Source organism: Paenibacillus sp. TSA_86.1 (assembly GCF_052691815.1).
Genome location: NZ_JBQZGE010000011.1, coordinates 105,793 through 123,564, shown reverse-complemented (window position 1 = coordinate 123,564; position 17,772 = coordinate 105,793). Strand labels below are relative to the sequence as shown.

The 17,772-nt window shown below is 46.3% G+C and carries 18 protein-coding genes; 4 read left to right on the top strand and 14 right to left on the bottom strand.

All coding sequences use genetic code 11. The features are described from left to right. Positions 1 to 19: 19 nt before the first annotated feature. Positions 20 to 697, bottom strand: a complete 678-nt coding sequence (locus ACUTVW_RS19565; protein ID WP_445647311.1) for an SOS response-associated peptidase — start codon at positions 695 to 697, stop codon at positions 20 to 22. Positions 698 to 923: 226 nt separating this feature from the next. On the opposite strand from ACUTVW_RS19565, the gene ACUTVW_RS19560 reads away from it, so the two are divergent. Further along, positions 924 to 1,445: a hypothetical protein gene (locus ACUTVW_RS19560; protein WP_445647310.1), complete on the top strand. Its 522-nt coding sequence runs from the start codon at positions 924 to 926 to the stop codon at positions 1,443 to 1,445. 58 nt (positions 1,446 to 1,503) lie between these two features. Continuing rightward, positions 1,504 to 2,175, top strand: coding sequence for a hypothetical protein (locus tag ACUTVW_RS19555; protein WP_445647309.1), 672 nt, complete (start codon positions 1,504 to 1,506; stop codon positions 2,173 to 2,175). A 97-nt stretch (positions 2,176 to 2,272) separates the two neighbouring features. Here the strand turns inward: ACUTVW_RS19555 and ACUTVW_RS19550 are convergent, their stop codons facing one another. The 6 genes from ACUTVW_RS19550 to ACUTVW_RS19525 all read right to left on the bottom strand — a co-directional run bounded on the left by ACUTVW_RS19550 (position 2,273) and on the right by ACUTVW_RS19525 (position 9,722). Then, positions 2,273 to 3,313, bottom strand: a complete 1,041-nt coding sequence (locus tag ACUTVW_RS19550; RefSeq protein WP_445647308.1) for a sensor histidine kinase — start codon at positions 3,311 to 3,313, stop codon at positions 2,273 to 2,275. Beyond that, the gene (locus ACUTVW_RS19545; protein ID WP_445647307.1) at positions 3,310 to 4,017 is read right to left on the bottom strand and encodes a response regulator transcription factor; all 708 of its coding nucleotides are present in this window, start codon (positions 4,015 to 4,017) and stop codon (positions 3,310 to 3,312) included. Before ACUTVW_RS19545 ends, ACUTVW_RS19550 begins: the two co-directional genes overlap by 4 nt. A 64-nt stretch (positions 4,018 to 4,081) precedes the next feature. Beyond that, a complete protein-coding gene (locus ACUTVW_RS19540; RefSeq protein WP_445647306.1) occupies positions 4,082 to 4,606 on the bottom strand; it encodes a hypothetical protein in 525 nt (174 codons plus the stop codon). A 204-nt stretch (positions 4,607 to 4,810) separates the two neighbouring features. After that, positions 4,811 to 7,360, bottom strand: a complete 2,550-nt coding sequence (locus ACUTVW_RS19535) for a beta-mannosidase (protein WP_445647305.1) — start codon at positions 7,358 to 7,360, stop codon at positions 4,811 to 4,813. A gap of 236 nt (positions 7,361 to 7,596) precedes the next feature. Then, positions 7,597 to 8,610: a LacI family DNA-binding transcriptional regulator gene (locus ACUTVW_RS19530; RefSeq protein WP_445647352.1), complete on the bottom strand. Its 1,014-nt coding sequence runs from the start codon at positions 8,608 to 8,610 to the stop codon at positions 7,597 to 7,599. Between the two features lie 200 nt (positions 8,611 to 8,810). Continuing rightward, on the bottom strand, positions 8,811 to 9,722 hold the full coding sequence (locus ACUTVW_RS19525) for a DMT family transporter (RefSeq protein ID WP_445647304.1): 912 nt from the start codon (positions 9,720 to 9,722) through the stop codon (positions 8,811 to 8,813). Between the two features lie 182 nt (positions 9,723 to 9,904). Between ACUTVW_RS19525 and ACUTVW_RS19520 the strand changes: the two genes are divergently transcribed. Continuing rightward, positions 9,905 to 10,789, top strand: a complete 885-nt coding sequence (locus ACUTVW_RS19520) for a LysR family transcriptional regulator (protein ID WP_445647303.1) — start codon at positions 9,905 to 9,907, stop codon at positions 10,787 to 10,789. Between the two features lie 59 nt (positions 10,790 to 10,848). Here the strand turns inward: ACUTVW_RS19520 and ACUTVW_RS19515 are convergent, their stop codons facing one another. The 4 genes from ACUTVW_RS19515 to ACUTVW_RS19500 all read right to left on the bottom strand — a co-directional run bounded on the left by ACUTVW_RS19515 (position 10,849) and on the right by ACUTVW_RS19500 (position 13,721). Further along, positions 10,849 to 11,331, bottom strand: coding sequence for a tetratricopeptide repeat protein (locus ACUTVW_RS19515; protein ID WP_445647302.1), 483 nt, complete (start codon positions 11,329 to 11,331; stop codon positions 10,849 to 10,851). Positions 11,332 to 11,468: 137 nt separating this feature from the next. Next, positions 11,469 to 12,326 (bottom strand): heme o synthase, encoded by an 858-nt coding sequence (gene cyoE / locus ACUTVW_RS19510; protein WP_445647301.1) that lies wholly within the window; start codon positions 12,324 to 12,326, stop codon positions 11,469 to 11,471. Between the two features lie 171 nt (positions 12,327 to 12,497). Beyond that, complete coding sequence (locus tag ACUTVW_RS19505) at positions 12,498 to 13,064, bottom strand: hypothetical protein (protein WP_445647300.1); 567 nt, start codon at positions 13,062 to 13,064, stop codon at positions 12,498 to 12,500. A 303-nt stretch (positions 13,065 to 13,367) separates the two neighbouring features. Beyond that, positions 13,368 to 13,721, bottom strand: coding sequence for a DUF3243 domain-containing protein (locus ACUTVW_RS19500; RefSeq protein WP_445647299.1), 354 nt, complete (start codon positions 13,719 to 13,721; stop codon positions 13,368 to 13,370). A 224-nt stretch (positions 13,722 to 13,945) separates the two neighbouring features. On the opposite strand from ACUTVW_RS19500, the gene ACUTVW_RS19495 reads away from it, so the two are divergent. Further along, positions 13,946 to 14,155 carry a hypothetical protein gene (locus ACUTVW_RS19495; RefSeq protein ID WP_445647298.1) on the top strand — a complete coding sequence of 70 codons (210 nt, stop codon included), beginning with the start codon at positions 13,946 to 13,948 and terminating at the stop codon, positions 14,153 to 14,155. 98 nt (positions 14,156 to 14,253) lie between these two features. On the opposite strand, the gene ACUTVW_RS19490 is transcribed toward ACUTVW_RS19495, so the two are convergent. The 3 genes from ACUTVW_RS19490 to ACUTVW_RS19480 form a co-directional block, all read right to left on the bottom strand. Beyond that, the gene (locus tag ACUTVW_RS19490; protein ID WP_445647297.1) at positions 14,254 to 15,168 is read right to left on the bottom strand and encodes an NAD(P)/FAD-dependent oxidoreductase; all 915 of its coding nucleotides are present in this window, start codon (positions 15,166 to 15,168) and stop codon (positions 14,254 to 14,256) included. A 189-nt stretch (positions 15,169 to 15,357) separates the two neighbouring features. After that, positions 15,358 to 17,001, bottom strand: coding sequence for an S-layer homology domain-containing protein (locus ACUTVW_RS19485; RefSeq protein WP_445647296.1), 1,644 nt, complete (start codon positions 16,999 to 17,001; stop codon positions 15,358 to 15,360). Positions 17,002 to 17,094: 93 nt separating this feature from the next. Continuing rightward, positions 17,095 to 17,694 carry a nitroreductase family protein gene (locus tag ACUTVW_RS19480; protein WP_445647295.1) on the bottom strand — a complete coding sequence of 200 codons (600 nt, stop codon included), beginning with the start codon at positions 17,692 to 17,694 and terminating at the stop codon, positions 17,095 to 17,097. Between the last annotated feature and the right edge of the window lie 78 nt (positions 17,695 to 17,772).

The following is a 17,772-nucleotide window of genomic DNA, read 5'->3' as shown; positions in this document are numbered from 1 at the left end:
TGTTTTCTTCCTGAAATGTTCAGAAACTCCGAACGTACGCCAGCTTTTGCTCCATCTCTTCCACGCATTCATAGCAATCATGTTCGTCATTCGCCACCATCGGCGTGACAGGGTACAGATTCATTTCTGTTCGGTTATACGTTTTAAGCAGTGGCAGCAGTTGAGTCACTCTTGTATTGGCCGGATCGAGCCAGCTGTTAATCTCTTCATCCATCAGAATCGCCGGCATCTTGCTACCAAACTCACGGGTTGCCAGATTCGCGCCAGCCATGAGCATCGTACAGGTACGGAGCGGTTGCTTCCGTGTGTCTTTCCAGATCTCGTACAGCCCCGCAATGCCAAAGAGACCGCGATCCGGCATGACAACACGCACCGCATACCGCTTCTTACCTTCCTGCCGCCAGTAATATAGCCCATTGCAAGGAATAACGCAGCGTTTGCTTTCCACCAGCTTGTAATATGCAGGATTTTCATGAGCGGTCATCAAATTGGCATTCACCGCATCCCGTCCCCAGAACGGAATGAACCCCCAGCGAAACTCATCCAATACACGCTCTCCATCCTGATGCAGAATAATCGGTGTATGTTGCGTTGGGCTAATGTTATACCGATTTTTGTAGTAATACATGACACGTTGTACCTTGAAGTGATCTCGAACTTCGTCCAGATCGGCCGCGAGTGAAAAACGTTCGCACATCATCATACACTCCTTTTTTCGGGTGAGGTTGAGTGTATTGTTTGTAAGTCAAGGAAATTTATGCATACTCCCCGGACAGAAAGCGACTTGTTGTGACAAACATTCCTTTGTGGCACAGGTATTTCCTATTTTCACACGACAAAAACAACGACTTGCGACTCATTTCAGGTGTACTTTTCCTTGTTACTATAATAGAGAAATTATACATTTATTGGAGGTTTTAATCATGAAAAGGAAGTTTCTGATGAGTCTGATGTTGTTCTCTGCGCTTGCGATGTTTGGCAGCACGATCTACGCAGCAACCTTTTTGAATTACGGCTACCCAAGCTCCACCATTCCGATCCGCACCTACAACTACGCTTCTGCATGGCAAGGTCCTATGGATGCTTCTCTGGCGAACTGGAACAATGCAGGAGCCAAAGTGCAATTCGTCAAAACGAATAACTCTCCCAACACCATCACCGCTGGCAACTTCAACAACACCGCTTATGGTGTCAACTATGCCTCCGTCTCTGGCAATCAGGTCGTCAACTTCCGCATTGAACTCAACGCCTCCACCATTACCCCTGACGCATCCAACTTATCTAACTTCATTCAAAGTGTGTTCGTCCATGAACTAGGTCACTCCGTTTGGCTTGGTGACAACCCAACCACAAACAGCCCTTCCATTATGTCTTACACACGTAATCGTAATTCCATGACCAAACCACAAACTTTCGATATCAATAATGTCAGATCCCGATATTAATGCGTATGTAAACCATTCGTAACATTGACAACCTAATTCCCAAGGAGGATTCCGATCTATGAAAAAGAATCAAGCACTCGTATTGCTTACCTCATGCATGATGATCCTGTCTGTCGTTGGCTGCTCTCCAGCCACTCCAGCTGCATCTTCCCCAGAAGCCCCCATCACCATTATCGCTTCCGAGGATTATCCCAATTATGGCAGTGTAGACGCGTTGTCTGACCGGGCTGATACCATCGTGAAGGGTAATGTTATGCATACCCGGGTTGAAGCTTTGGATGACAGAGTGCAGACTGACTTCCAAGATCCGAATCATCGTAACGCAGCCGGAAGTGCGGCAGAAGCCCAGGTTTCTTTTGACAAAATCTATACGATCTATACGGTTCAGGTAACTGAATCCTACAAAGGGGGTTACACAGCCGGAGATCAGCTTGAAATCAAGCAACTGGGTGGCCAACTGGGCAACACCGAAATCGTCAATGATGACAGCCTCACACTTATGCCAGCCAAGGATTATGTACTTTTTCTTGAAACCTATGCGGACACACCAGCAAGCCTGCTGAACAGCGTTCAAAGTCTCTATGTGGTCAAACCTGCTCCCAAATCAAGCCAGGCCAGCCAGCAAACTCAGTCTGAAGTGATTGTCAGTGCCAATCCGGAGAATGATCTGACGCTCAGTCTGAGCGAACTTCAACAGATCAAAAACGAAAACGGACAGTCGAATCCATAATTCTTCTATGCTCTACATAAAATAAGGAACGTGCCGCTCGGAAAACCGGGCAGCACGTTTTTATTGTTGCTATGACGGTATACCCCACTGCCCACTGTTAACATGCGGTATATACCGGAAGGGTAAACCAGAAGCAGCTTCCTTCTCCCTTTGTACTCTGCACCCCGATTTCACCTCCATGCCGCTCTACAATGGATTGAGCTATCGCGAGCCCAAGTCCCGCGCCACCATTACTTTTACTGCGAGATTTATCAATCCGGTAAAACCGTTCGAAAATACGTGTCGTTTCTTCCGCTTCAATTCCCTCACCTTGATCCATCACCGCAATTCGCAAAAATGCTCCCTGCTCTATTGCAGTAAGCGTGATTGTGCCTTCTGCAGAAGAGTACTGAATGGCATTTTGCAGTAAATTGGAGAGCACCCGTTTCATCTGGGCAGGTACCATCATGGCGGCTGGCAATCGATCAGGCAGCTCAATCTCAACATTCAGCTGTTTCTCGGCAAGATGGAACGAAAAACTTTCGAGCGTGCCAAGCAGCAACTCATCAACATGGCTGGGTTGCGGATCAAATGGCTCCCCTTGGGCTTCCAGACTCGACAGATCAAACAAGTCCTGTATAAGCCCTCCCAGCCTTTTCGTTTCAAGGCGAATCGTATTCAGATAACGTTGAAACGTAGCTTCATCCTTGATCACATCGTCCTCCAGCGCTTCAACAAAGGCCTGAATGGAGGCAAGTGGCGTACGCAAGTCATGAGACACATTCGCAATCAGTTCTCGTCTGGCCGATTCGGAGTGATGCAGATGGTCAAAGCTCTGCTGCAGCCTGCAGCTCATCTCATTAAATTGCTGTGCCAGCAGTTTGAATTCCCGCGGACCGATGAGAGGGACTTCCGTGCGGAAATCCCCTTCGGCCACTCGTATTGTATGTTCGGTAATACGTGATATCGATTTTTCCAAAGGCTTGGTCAATACATACTGAAGAACAAACGAAAGCACACCTACGCCAGTCGTTATCCCCGACAACCAATATAACTGTTCAATCGTGAGCAGCATTTTGGAATAGCTAATGAACAAACAAATCAACAATACGCCAATGCCCAGAAGACTGGACAATACCAGATACGTACGTAATTTCATGATGACTCACCTGCAAACTTGTAACCTATGCCCCAAACGGTTTTAATATATTTCGGATCTGAAGCATTTTTTTCGATCTTCTCTCGTAACCTCCGAACATGAACAGTTACTGTGGTCGTATCACCTTCGTAGCTAAAATCCCAGATTTTGCTTAACATCTGACTACGCGAGAATACTTGACCGGGGTGACCCGCCAGCAAATACAACATCTCAAACTCGGTAAGCGTTAAGTCAATCAGCCGTCCGTTAATCTCTACCTCGCGTTTTACAAAGTCAATGGTCAGCCCTTCATAACGAATTGTATGTGAGGCTTGAGCTGCAGCAGGGGAAACCTGTACCGTTCGCATTCTCCGCAATATCGCTTTGACACGCAGAACCAGCTCTCTCGGACTAAACGGCTTGGTCAGATAATCATCCGCCCCCATGGTCAGGCCCATCAATCGATCCTGTTCTTCCCCGCGAGCAGTCAGCATCACAATGGGTACATCCTCGGTTTTCCGAATCTCGTTACAGATTTCCCAACCATTTTTATGTGGCATCATCAGGTCTAACACAATCAGATCTGGCGTGTGACTGCGCCACAGCTCAATCGCCTCCATGCCATCCTTAGCTGTCACAACGGTATAACCTTCCCTTTCCAAGTACCTGCGGCAAACATCTGTTATATTACTATCATCATCAGCGACCATGATACGCTCATTCAATGAACTCACCCCATATTCAAAACAAGCATTTTGCTTCATCATATCACAGGGCAAGAATTATGTTTCACTTCATCGCCTTCATAGGCATCATGTATTTTGAAATGACCATATCCGTCACATAGGTGTTGCCCTCATGGATTGTAGGCATCGACTTCAAGCTAACCTGCATGCCGTCGACCATCATTTTTTTAGAACCAACCCACACTTTAATGGTTTTAGCCGCAGGCATCATAGCCTCTTCCATCATCATATCGTCGTCCATCATCATCATGTCATCTTTCTTCATTTGGTCATCTTTTTTCATCATATCATCGTCCATCATCATGTCATTTTTCATTGTCATGTCCTCTTTCATCATCATGTCGTGCATTTTGTCCATGTACACTAACGTAACGGAGCGGTCTTTGCTGTCCCACATAATACTGTAACCATACATTTTTGCTGCCTGTCTCAATTGAACAAGCTCCATGCCATCCTTTTTAATCATCTTCATCTCTGCAGCGCCTGCACTTGCTAACCCTGCAAAAGTTAAAGACATCATCAAAATCGCTGCTACCATCGCTTTTTTGCTTTTACTTGTTTTCATCATAATGATCACACTCCATGGTTTAGTTACTTGCAAGGACTACAATAAGGAAAACAACTTACGATTCTCTAAGCAAAATATTACGAAAGTATTACAATGTAATTATTTGTATGTTTTCTGATATGAAAAAACGATTGAATTCCCTCTTGACGAGAGACTTCAACCGTTTTATCGCTTGCAGCCGCTTATTTTCCACTTGCCTTATGTTCAATTCACACGAATAAAATCCACCATAGAGCGAACTTCAACCGATCCCGGATTCGAGATGACATCGGCTTGCTGTAACCCTTGTCTGGAAGTGAACTTCACCTTTACCGGAAGGCCGGGAATCAGATCAAAGAAGTTATCCGAAAATACCCCTTCGGCCTCCGAAGATAACCATACCTGCTTGGCAAGCACGGCACTTTCCAGTACCAAATGTACACCGTCCTCATCGGTTCCTCCGCTGACTGTAATGTTAGCAGGTTGCAGCTTAAGGTCTTTGGCAGACACAAAATAGTGCTCTTGCGCGAGTTCAGCTCCCCCCTTTTGCCTCAGATCCAACCGTAACAGCGTCGTCGCAGCATCATGCCCTTCGAGCCACTCTGCATTGCGCAAAGATAACAACTTATTACCTGAATTTGGTGCTACGCTTACTTCACATGTTTCCTCCCGATGAACCGTTCCATCGAACCCAACCAAACGAATGTGTAATCGCCCCTCCACCGGTTGCAGTTGATCGGAAATCACATAGATATCGGTGACATCTTCTTGAGTACCATCCACGGAGACTAATACATCATTGAAACTACGCTTCGCATAATATTGCAATGCCTTCCAGCGACCAAGATAGTCCATACCGGCCCACGAAGCGACAGGCCAGCAATCATTCATCTGCCAGTAGAGTGTGCCCATACAGTAAGGTTTACGGCGGCGGTGGGCTTCGATTGCCGTTTTCATCGCTTCCGCTTGAAGTATCTGACTCATATATAGGAAGGATGGGAAATCCTTCGGTTCATGCAAATACATGTCCATATACTGCTTGATCAGTCGATTCCCCGCACCGTTCTTCTGATGTGCGAGCATGACCTCAGACTCCAGTGCCAAGTCTTCTTCCTCCGCATACGTGCGTACCGACTTGTATTCCGGAAAGGACTGGAATCCATACTCACTCATAAAACGGCCTACATAAGTATTGTAATTCTCAAAAGGCTCGACATTGTGCCATACACCCCAATAATGGATATCCCCTTCCGATGTAGACGGATGGGCATGCTGCTTTTCATCTCCTGTCAGCGATACAATAGGGGAAGAAGGCCAGTAGTCTACACCAGGTGCATACGCTTCGACCACTTCTGGCAAAAGGTCATGGAAAATCGCTTCATAATCCGCCCAGATGCGTTCGCGCTGTTCGGCAGTGTAATCTTTTTTCCATCCCCAGCCACCATTCTCAATATAATGCGCCCAAGCCGAATCAATCTCATTGTTGCCACACCACAGCACAATACTCGGATGGTTACGCAAACGTTTCACGTTATCAATCGCTTCATGCCTAACACTGTTCAGGAATGCTTCATCACCCGGATACATGCTGCACGCGAACATAAAGTCCTGCCACACCATGATACCGTATTCATCACATAGGTCGTAGAACACATCCTCTTCGTAGAAACCACCGCCCCATACACGCAGCATGTTCATGTTGGACTCCGCTGCCGATATGATCTCATGCATGTATCGTTCCCGCGTCACTTCGGTGATGAAGCTGTCATTCGGAATATGGTTGGCCCCTTTGGCGAACACCGCAACTCCGTTTAGTTCAAAATAAAAGGAAGCTCCGGCTTCGTCCGGATCACGCACAAGACGGATGGAACGAAGTCCTGTTTGAACCTCGTACGCTGCGACAGCACGCTCCCCCTGAAGCACTTCAGCAGCAAATGTATACCGATACGCCTCACCCAATCCACGGCTCCACCAGAGTTTTGGATTTTCAATCAAGACGGGAATCTCTACCGAATGGGAACCAGGTTGCAAAGACACCGCCTTCTCCCAGCGCTGACCCTCTGCACCTATGCGAATCACGGTATCTAGAGGCTGCGAAGTTTCCACTTCTACCACGGCAGTGACTTGTGCCGATGTGGCATTCACTTCATTTTGCCGGATAAATAGATCATTAATTCTTACATCTGTCCATGCTTCAAGCCTCACTTCACGCCAGATGCCACTAGTGACAAAACGCGGACCCCAATCCCAGCCATAGTGATATGGCGCTTTGCGAGCAAAAATACTTACTCGTTTATCCCCCAGACCGCCCACATCGGATTGGTCATTGGATGCAGGCAATGCATATCCCAGCTTTTCCAGCTTCGGCAGATCCTCCTGAATGGGAGAACGAAAATGAACACGAAGCATGTTATTCTTTTCCTTCACGAATGCTTTTACTTCTGCCTTCCACACCCGGAACATATTATCCGCAGACAACACATGTGCGTCATTCACATATACATCCGCATACGTATCCAGTCCGTCAAAAACAAGTTCCAAATACTCCTGCGCATAGAGTGAGGCCTCAACATCAAAGGTTGTGCGATATTCCCAGTCCTTCTTGTCAATCCACTGTACTTCCTTCTCATTCGTCCCATAGAACGGGTCGGGAATTTGGCCTAATCTCAGCAGATCGGTATGTACGCATCCTGGCACCTGAGCGGGCATCCACTCCTGATCTTCACACGCCTTGAACGTCCAGTTTTCAAAAAGTTGCGATTGGTTTATGCTCATGACAGCCTCCCATGTGGTTCATGATAAAAGTATTTTGTTAGGTTTTGTTATTTTATTAGCAAACAATCAACAAAACAAAATTAACATGTTAGCTACATAACAGTCAATGCATTTGGTGAATTAAATCCATCTGATTATCTCTTCCAACACAAAAAAAGACATAGAGAGTTACTTCTCCATGTCTCTTCGATGTGTTTTGTTCCCAAACTCCACTAAGGCCAAAAGACTTTACTCTATTACGATAACAAGGAATGATACTCGTCCCGCATAATAAGTTCCGCGTGAATCAGCTTGCGTTCATGGGGAGCTTCGGGAGTGTTGATCCGCCATAACAGCTGATCCACGGCCCGCGCTCCGAGATGTTCTTTGTGAATATGTGCCGTTGCCATAATCGGATCATCTGTCCGTGTATTATCAAACCCTGTCACTGCACACCGTTCCGGCACCCGGACGTCGCGGCTTCGTAAAGCCTCGATCATAATAAATGCGGTATGATCATTCGCACAGACGATCACCTCTGGTATATCTTCAAGGCTCATGTTTCTGATTGTTTGCTGCATATCCGTATACTCCTGCACCAACAGCCCCGCAAGCTGATCTGACTGTAGCTGCATTTCTTCAAGTCCCATCCGGTACCCCAGCCAACGTTCCCTGAAGCTGACGGCATCAGGCAGCTGTCCGGCAAACTGGAAGCGTTTGTATCCTTTCGCTGCAAGCATAAGAACTAACTCTTTCATGCCTTTCACATTGTCAGTAAATACCGTATCCGTATGAATTGCCGAATCTTCATGATCCACCATGACAAGCGGAATACGCAAGCGGTAGATTTCGAGCAATACCGGCGTTGAGATCGTACCCACCGTAATAACACCCCGAATGGCGTCAGGATTAAGAACCGAAAACATATGATCTGAAGAAGGCTCCGTCAATGTCAAAATGTCCATACCTTTCTCATTCAAGCGCGCTGAAATTCCGTCGAATACAGGGCCCCAGTACAAGGAAGAACGATTTTGCGATCGTATATTCGGAAACAAAATCAATATGGTACCTTCGTGTTTCTTCACCGCTCTTCTGCCGGATGATATAGGAGACTCCATTGCCTTATATTTTGGTTCTGTTTTAAAATAACCCAGTTGCCCTGCGGTTCTGACTATCATCTCACGCGTGTGCTCACTAACCCCCGGCTTACCCGTCAGTGCACGGGATACTGCGAACTTGGATACCCCCGCAGCATCTGCGATCTGCTGCATGGTCACTCTTTTACCCATCCTGCTCACCCGATTTTCCTGATTTTTCATCCAGTGTAGCATAAAACCCCGAATGAACAAAACATGTTTTGTTCATTCGGGGTTTGTTAGGTTAGAGTATAAAGACTCTGCAACGTCGGTTTATCCACGATTGCACGTCTTATCTGAACCTTTTTTAGATATCTATACCGATTCGGTTAACACTACAACGCCGGGCGCTTTCTTCGCCTGAACACAGGCTGTGACAGCTTGATCTCCGTGATTAATACCCCAGCCAGCATCAATGCTGCTCCGCAGTAGCCTTGAAGCGTAAGGAACTCTCCCTGAAAGATAAAAGCAAACGCAGCAGCAAACAGCGGCTCCAGCGAAAAGATCAAGCTTGTCCTCGTAGGCGAAGCATGGCGCTGGGCCAAAGTTTGCAAAATATAACCAAGCCCACTGCATAATATGCCAAGACCCAGGATCGATGCCCATGACTCAGGTGTATCCGGCAATTGCGGCGTTTCATATAGAAATGTGGCTACGATTCCCCACAAAGCTGCTACACCCAATTGAATGGTTCCCAGTGTAAGCGGATCATGCTTCGGTGTATAATGACCTGCAAGTATAATATAAACAGCATAGACCAGTGCCGCAAGAATACATAATAGATCCCCGAGATGCAAACTCATTTCATGTTGAAGCGTCAACAGTCCGAGTCCTGCAACAGCGACTACAATGCCGACACTCAGTCGTTTATCTGGCAACCGCCGGCGTATTACCATCATTAACATAGGTACAAAAATCACCGCCAGACTGATCAAAAATCCAGCCTGCGAGGCTGTAGTGCGCTGCACACCGTAAGTGATGAATACAAACGCGGCAAACAGAGCTGTACCCAGCACGCCTCCAGCAAGCAACGTCCCATGATCCACACTTCTCAGACGGCGGTGAAAGAGAATTCCTGCCACGATAAAGGCGATTCCAAATCGTAAAGCGATTAAATTAAGTTCCTGGATGGAGGCTAGTCCCGATTTCATAAACAGATAAGAAGACCCCCATATCACGGTTGCAAGCAGCATCTGCACGTCTGCTCTTCGTGTTGCCTGAATCTGATTTCCCTGTACCCCACTCATCTTGCTTCTACCTTCATTCTTTTATAATAGTCTGAGCTACGTTGTATATATGTATTAAACTAACTCGCCTTGGCAAGTATAAACGATCTCTTTGCATTATAAAAATGAATATTTATAATAGTTAATATGAAATAAACTCATGTATAGAAACACAGGCTAACCCTGGAAGGAAGTCATTGTATATGTCACTGATTAAATACGAAATTTTAAATACGGTTGTGGAATACGGCAGTCTGACCAAAGCATCCGAAGCCCTGAACATTACACAATCTGCCGTAAGTCACGCCATAGCAAGTCTGGAGAGCGAATGTGGTTTCTCCTTGTTGCACCGCAGCCGTTCTGGCGTCCGGCTCACCGCTGAGGGTGAGCGCATTCTTGGTTATACACGCGAGATTATGCGCTGGGCGGAACTCATGAATCAGGAAATTTCTCTAATCCGCGGAGCCGAGATTGGCACGGTGCGGATTGGTACTTTTGCCAGTGTCTCCACCCAGTGGCTTCCCGGTATTCTCAAACAGTTCAGACTACGGCATCCGGGGATTGAGATTAAGCTGTGGGAAGGGGATTATGCCGAGATTGAGAACTGGCTCGCCAGCGGTGCCATCGACCTTGGCTTTTTGTCCCTTGGTGACTCCTCACCCTTTGAAACGATTACATTACAAAAAGACAGGATCATGTGTATCCTGCCTCTCGATCATGTGCTTGCTTCAAAGAAATCGGTTTCCTTTGAACTTTTGTTGGAACAGCCTTTTATCCTGCCTAAATGGGGCGGTGATAACGAAATAGAACGTTTGATTCGGCAGCACGCCGCCAAACTAAACGTTGTCTATGAAGTTGCCGAGGATCAAGCCATTATGGCCATGGTTCGGAGCGGACTTGGCATCAGTCTGCTTCCCGAGATGGTGCTGCAAAATCATACCGACTCACTCGCACTCGTGCCACTTGCAGGTGACCCTTACCGAATGATTGGTTTAGCCTGTGCTTCTCTTCGGAACCTGTCGCCCGCGGCACGACGTTTCATTGAAGAAGTGCAGCAATGGCTCATTTCTGGCCGAGAAGATTTCTAGTCGAAAAGTTTAGTTTGGCGTTTTGGATCCTCAACTAACGTGTTGACCACACTTCTGACTTATTTCCAGACCCGATCTAGCTGATTTGCATAGTAACGTATCGCCCGGCTGTAGTCCGTTATTCGCTGATCTCCAGAAGTATCCGCGAGCTGAACGAGCAGCCGCCCCATCGCTTCTGCGTGTTCACCGAGATTATAGAGCACCATAGCATAGAACACTTCGAATTCCCGGTGCTGCGGAAATTCCGACATTCCGGTAAGTAGCCAAGTCCTTGCCTGCTCGTATTGTCCCAGCGTACGACAGGTGCTTCCAAGTCCAAGAATAGCACCGGCCCGATCTTCTGCAGACAGTTCAAGTTGCAGAGCTTTTTCATAATAAGGTACAGCTTCGCGTTCCAGGCCTAGTGAGTCATGTGCCCATGCGAGTTGATACCATCCTCCCCCATGTTGCGGCTCTAAATTCGTAATTCGGTGCAGAAGCTCAATAGCCTCCTGCACTTTGCCTTCTTGCCGCCACCGTATTGCTTGCTGCAGATCATTCATGTGGTTGTCACATCCCATAACAAATTATAACAAAAAGCACACTTTGATAGACGGGAACAACCAGAGTTATCCGCTCTTTCATTCAAAATGTGCTCTCTGAAGAGTATTTCGATTTCGTGCACTTCATTCGATTCTGTTTAAGACCACGTTGTGTTCGCAACCATCACAATAAATAGGAGCATCAGATAATTGACGGAGATCAAAAAGTTAACCTTCGCCCACTTTTCATCATCCTGTGTTTTCAACCCGCTAAGCGTATGTATAAACCAGATGATGCTGCTAATCAGAGATACAATCAGAAATACCAGCCCAACGTAATCAAAATAATACAGCAGGAACACGGCAGGAATCAGCAGAAAAACGTAAGGAATCATCTGCCATTTCGTACGTTTGACCCCTTTGACCACCGGTAACAGCGGGAACCCCGCAGCACGATACTCTTCCACGCGGCGAATACCCAGTGACCAGAAGTGTGGAGGCTGCCACAGGAATAACAGTGCAAACAACAACCAGGCTCCTGCATCAATCTCATTGGTTACCGCGGTATAACCAATCACCGGAGGCATCGCCCCTGCAATTCCACCCAGCGACGTACTCCACGTCGAAGTGCGTTTCAGCCACATCGTGTAGATTACGATATACGCAAACCAGCCAAGCAAAGCCATCCAGCCGGATAGCGGATTCACCAGTAGAAACAATACAGCTACACCAGCGACTCCGAGAACCAAACCGTAACCCAGAACAAATCCGGGCTTCAGATGGTTAATGTAATCCATTCTTTTTTTCGTTCGTTCCATCTTTTGATCCAGTTCACGATCCCAATAGTTGTTGATGACACAAGCCGAAGCAATCACGAGCGTTGAACCAATGACGACCATAAGCAGAGATAACCACGCGATATCCCATTGTGAAGCAACCCAGAAACCGACGGCAACCGCAAATACATTCAACCTTAACAGTCCGGGCTTGGTTAAAGCAATCATGTCTTTAAGCATCAGAAGCCTCCTGAATGATGTAAAAACGCCATTCCTATAATGATACATGTACCACCAATGAATTACAATCGCTTTCATGCATTTGTCATAACAAAAAAGCATCCTCTTCCGCTATTCGAACGGAAAGAATGCTTTTTGAATTTTTATGCTCTCATCCGGAGTGATCTCTTTTTAAGGAATGTACTGTTGTACAATTTTGATTACTTTGCCATCTTGAATGGTGAGGTGGTAAGGGAATACCGACAGATCCATAATCCGTTTATCCCCATAAAGTGACTCAAACTTGGACAAACTTACCGGTTCATTCCATTGGATCTCCGCCCCTTGAACCGTTCCATCCCGATCATACAATTGCATAAGAACGTTGGCGTCCGCTTTGACCTCAACCTGCTCTTGCTCTTTGTTGTCATTAACAATATAGTAACCGTCAGGTGCTTCGTCTATACCCGCATCCGGATTACGTTGTTTGAAAATGGCATTGGCTTCCTCGCCCTGATACCAGCCGATTTTATCTACAGTCAGCATTAATGTACCGTCTTGCACACGCATTCCATCAATATAAGCTGTATATACTTCGGAATTAGCCAACTGGGCTTTATTAGCAGAAGGTGACTGAACATTGGTACGCTCCTCCGCATTTGCAGGGGTAAGCAAATATGTAGTCAGCACGATGATGCCAAGTAAAGCCACTGCTGCACCAATAATCTGAAATCTCCATTTTTTCGCCGCGTTTTTCATGCCCATCTCTCCTTATTTCACTATATCTTTACACAGAATATTGCTCTTCCGAATTATTAAACGAAAGCTTTTCTTCTCAAACGTCCACGTTAACCATTTATTGTTCGTTTATGTTGTACTCATCATACGACATACCACTTTCTAAAAAGTATCAGCCAGATTAAAAATAGTTACAATGCACGTCACCACTTCTAGGCTTATCCATCGAATGAACATAGAGAAACCCCAAATCAGCTGCATTCGGGGTTTCTGCTGCATCTATATTAATCTATGTTTGTACAGGCCATTTATGCCTGAACTCTGTTAATGATTCGTTCTGGTGTCTTGCGCCAAACGAACCAGCATGTGAGCAAGCATATGACGCTCTTCTTCTTTACCGACGTTCCAAAGTTCCTGCAGGAGTTTCTCTTCCCGGTTACGAGGTTCTTCGTTTGCCGCCAGATGATCCGCGACTTTTTGTGCAATCTTGGCCATTTGTTCTTCACTTAAACCGATGGATTCACCCATAGCAATCCGTTTACCGAGGTATTCTTTGAATGCATCAAAATTTTGTAAAATCTGATCTCTTTCCTCCGGTGCAATCTTTTGAATTGCGTTGTCTACCTGATCTGTGGAAACCTGTCCATCTTTATGGATCACATGATTTTGTTCATTCATACGTATTACCTCCTTCAGTTTAGTTGCATGTTTTTTTATTCTTTGGCTTATATTGAGCCTGCAATAAGCTTCACAAGCATGTGTCATTTATAATATAAACGTTCTGTTGAAGTTTAATCATGCGTTTCAAAAATGCTAGTTGGGTTAATCGTTTTACATATACATGTCGGTGTTTGGTTATGTTAGTAGACATCGATAACTACGGATTTGAAGGAGGAACTATCATGAATAACAAGCCTAAACATGACAAAACCAACGATGAACTCAAACCAGGCGTGAATACCGTAATTGAACCGGACAAAAGAGATCCGGGCCCAACGGATATGATTGAAGGTGTCGTTGGCGATATCGTAGATAACATTCGTAAGGATTTTACCCATAAAAAACATGAGCCTTCCTCGGATAACAATACAGCGAATAAACCGGATAAATAAACATTAACACTCAGAAAAAGCAGCAAAAACAAGTCTTCCGTTATGCCGATTGGCGTAGGAAGACTTGTTTTGTTGTTTAATTTTTATATGCTCTCCACTTAACCTTGAACCAGCTTCTGCAACGCTTTATGAATCCAGATCGCCGCTATTGCACCTTCACCCATCGCAACGGTGGCCTGCTCGGCATGAAGACCAAGATCCCCGGCAATCCATACCTGAGGTGCCGCCTGCATGCTGCGTGCATCAGCCTCCACATGTTTATTGTCCGCGATGACAGCTCCCAGCTGTTCAGCCAGCTCATAGTGCACCCGGTTACCACCAAACGCGATAAATCCACGTTCCGATTCGAAAATCTGCCCATCCTCTGTTAATACGCCTGTAATATGACCATCTTCCATCTGCTGCACCTCCTGAACCGCAGCTTCAAGATAACGGACTCCTGCTTGCTTCATTTGGCGGTGAAGGTCAGCGGAGATCGCGGTCTGTTCATGATTGATATATAAGAGATCGTCTGTACGTTCAATTAAAGTCATCGCCATATTGGCTCCGGCTTCACCAGCGCCCAGCAGAATGGTTCGTTTCCCCTGAATTTCATACCCATCACAATCAGGGCATACATACACGGTTTTGCCGAGTGTAGGTTTCAGACCCGGAATATCGGGTACTCGATCCGACAACCCGGTTGCCAGCAGCACGGTTTTGGTCTCATAAACGGTTCCGGAGGAGCCTTTAAGCCTGATCTTTTCCTCATGTACACGTATGGCTTCAATAATTCGATCCTTTTCAAAAGAAACTCCCGTTTGCTCCGCCTGCATCCTGCCAAGTGCTCGCAGCTCTTTACCGGACACCCCATCCGGATAACCGAGAATGTTATGATACGTTCGGCACAGCGTTGATCTGCCCTCTCCGGCATCCACAACCAGCACTCGATGCGATAAATAACGTCCTAGCTGAATGGCCGCCTGAAGTCCTGCGATCCCTCCGCCCACAATAATGCAATCAAACTCTCGCATGTCTATTCTCCTCCTGTATATCCAATAACTTCTCTTTTTTAGATAGTATATTTACAGGACAATACTTGTCCTTCTATACATTAAACCGTACAAAGAGGCTTAAACGGCCCGACCTATTCCATAGCTTAAACCAAAAATAAAAGACCCAAACCTCCGTTTTCACCAAACGACAGGTTTAGGTCTTATTTGTTAGAACCGATACGATTCGAATCGCATCGCATTGGTAATGGCATTCCATACATCCGCAGTTTCTCCGCCCATATACCAGTAGGCCAGCCCTGCAATGTTCTGTTGACCACTCATCAGCACTTTGGCTGACAAAGATCGACTTTCTTCCGCCCAAATCTCTCTTGCCACGGAACTCGACGTATAGTTGATAACATACTGATTCAAACGTGAATCCCAGTGTCTTAGAGAGCCTGATGCGGCTGCCCGGATCCCTTGTTCTCCCAGCGTAATGTCCCAAGAAGCCCCTGCCGGATTCACGGTGGACCAATCTCGCGTATATAACGGAAGCGCAAGAATCGCCTTGGCACCCTCTACCTCGGACAGCATCTTGGTCAGCGCTCTTTCCACCCACGGAAGCGAAGCTACAGAACCTGGCTTGGGATCGCCGTTCCAATGCTCCTCATAACTCATGAGCACCATGTAGTCAGATATCGCACCCAGCTTAACGTAGTCGAAAGCTTCCGTCCAATCTGAGCCCAAATTGGGTGATACATCGACGGATACGACAGCACCGAGAGCGTGCAGGGATTTCGTTAACGAAGTCACAAACGCAGTAAAGCCCTCGCGATCGACAGGATCCACATTTTCAAAATCCACATTGATGCCGCCGAGTTTATATTTTTTCACAAAAGCACTCACTTGGCTGACAACCGCTTCCCGGTTCACCGAGCTGGACAACATCTGATGTGTCATTTCCTTATTGGAACGGTTACCCAGCATTGGCCAAATTGCTCTGCCCGAAGCAGATGCCCAAGAGATTAATGTTGCATTGGCGTGATCCGAAACGTTCATATCTTTGTTCAGGAAAAACCAGCGCGGAACAACCGTGTTGACAGGCGACTGCTCGACTTGTCTTATGAATTCTGCTGCCGATGAATTATACTGCCATCCCAGTTGAATCCCATGATCCTGCTTCCGCTGGATCTGTGCGGCCCATGTGCTGTTCTGTAAAATGGCATCCAACATAACCGCAGCCTCTTCACGTGTGACTTGGTCACTTGGTCTGAACATCCCGTTGCTTCCGCGCATCAATCCAAGCTGTTGCACCTTCTGTACATACGGACGAGCCCAGCTTGAGATGTCCGCTGCGTCCGAATATGTATTAGATATAAGATCGTTTGCCTCAGGACGCTGTTTCAGCATACGAACGAGAAACGCAGCTGCCTCTTCCCTTGTGATGGAAGCATTCGGTTGAAACTGACTCTGGCCCTTGCCCTCAAGAATGGATAGATTAGTCATCGCGGCCACATTACCGTAATACCAGGCATTCACAGAAAGATCTGCAAAAGGTTTAATGTTGTTGGAAACGGGCTTTAGTCCGAGTAAACGTACCGCAAACGATGCGAATTCAGCTCGTGTGACCGCTCTTTTGGGTTCAAACGAGTACTCCGTCGTTCCTGTAACAATACCTTTTTGTACCAAACGTGCAATGGCCTCTCTTGCATAGCTTGTACGTGTATCTTGAAAGGTTGGCTGCTGAGCCCCCGCTGCGTTAACGGCGCATCCATTGCCAGCCACTGAACCGAATAAAATGGCGCCACTTAAGACCATCTTCCATACGGGATGAAAAGCTTGAAATGCTCTATTGGCATCTATTATTTTCACAGTAAAAAGCCTCACTTCAATAGATTACGATCTATATCATCGTATCAAATTGAAGCGAGGCCGTATGTGGTTAAATATTGGTAATGACGAGACTTACTTGTGTACTTTCACACGTTCTTCAATCGGCTGAAACTCTTTCTCACCTGGTGCTGCTGTTGGTTTACCAAATGGCATCTGAGCGATCAGTCTCCAGTTCTCCGGAATGTTCCATTCTTGCTTCACTTTCTCATCAATCAATGGATTGTAGTGTTGCAGTGACGCACCCAGTCCTTCTTGTTCCAGAGCTGTCCAGATGACCAGTTGCAACATACCGTTGGATTGGTTAGACCAGATTGGGAAGTTGTCAGCATAGGCAGCAAAGTTTTGTTGAAGCTGAGCTACTACATTGTTGTCCTCAAAGAACAAAACGGTACCGTAGCCGCTACGGAAACCTGCCATTTTCTCCGCTGTGGATTGGAAAGTTTCTTCGTTGCCCACAACTTCACGCAAAATCTCTTCCGTGTGATTCCATAGTTTATCATGCTGTTCACCAAGCAATACAACTGCCCGGGATGTCTGTGAGTTAAATGCAGTTGGTGTATACTTTACCGCTTCTTCGACGATTTCCTGAATTTTCGCATCCGAGATTGTGGATTCCTTGCTGATTCCATAATAAGATCTTCTGTTCTTCAACGCATCAAAAAAAGTAGACATTCATATACGCCTCCTAAAACATTTGTTTGTTCATTGCTAACAAGGTAACTATAATATAGTAACATACGTTAGTCAATA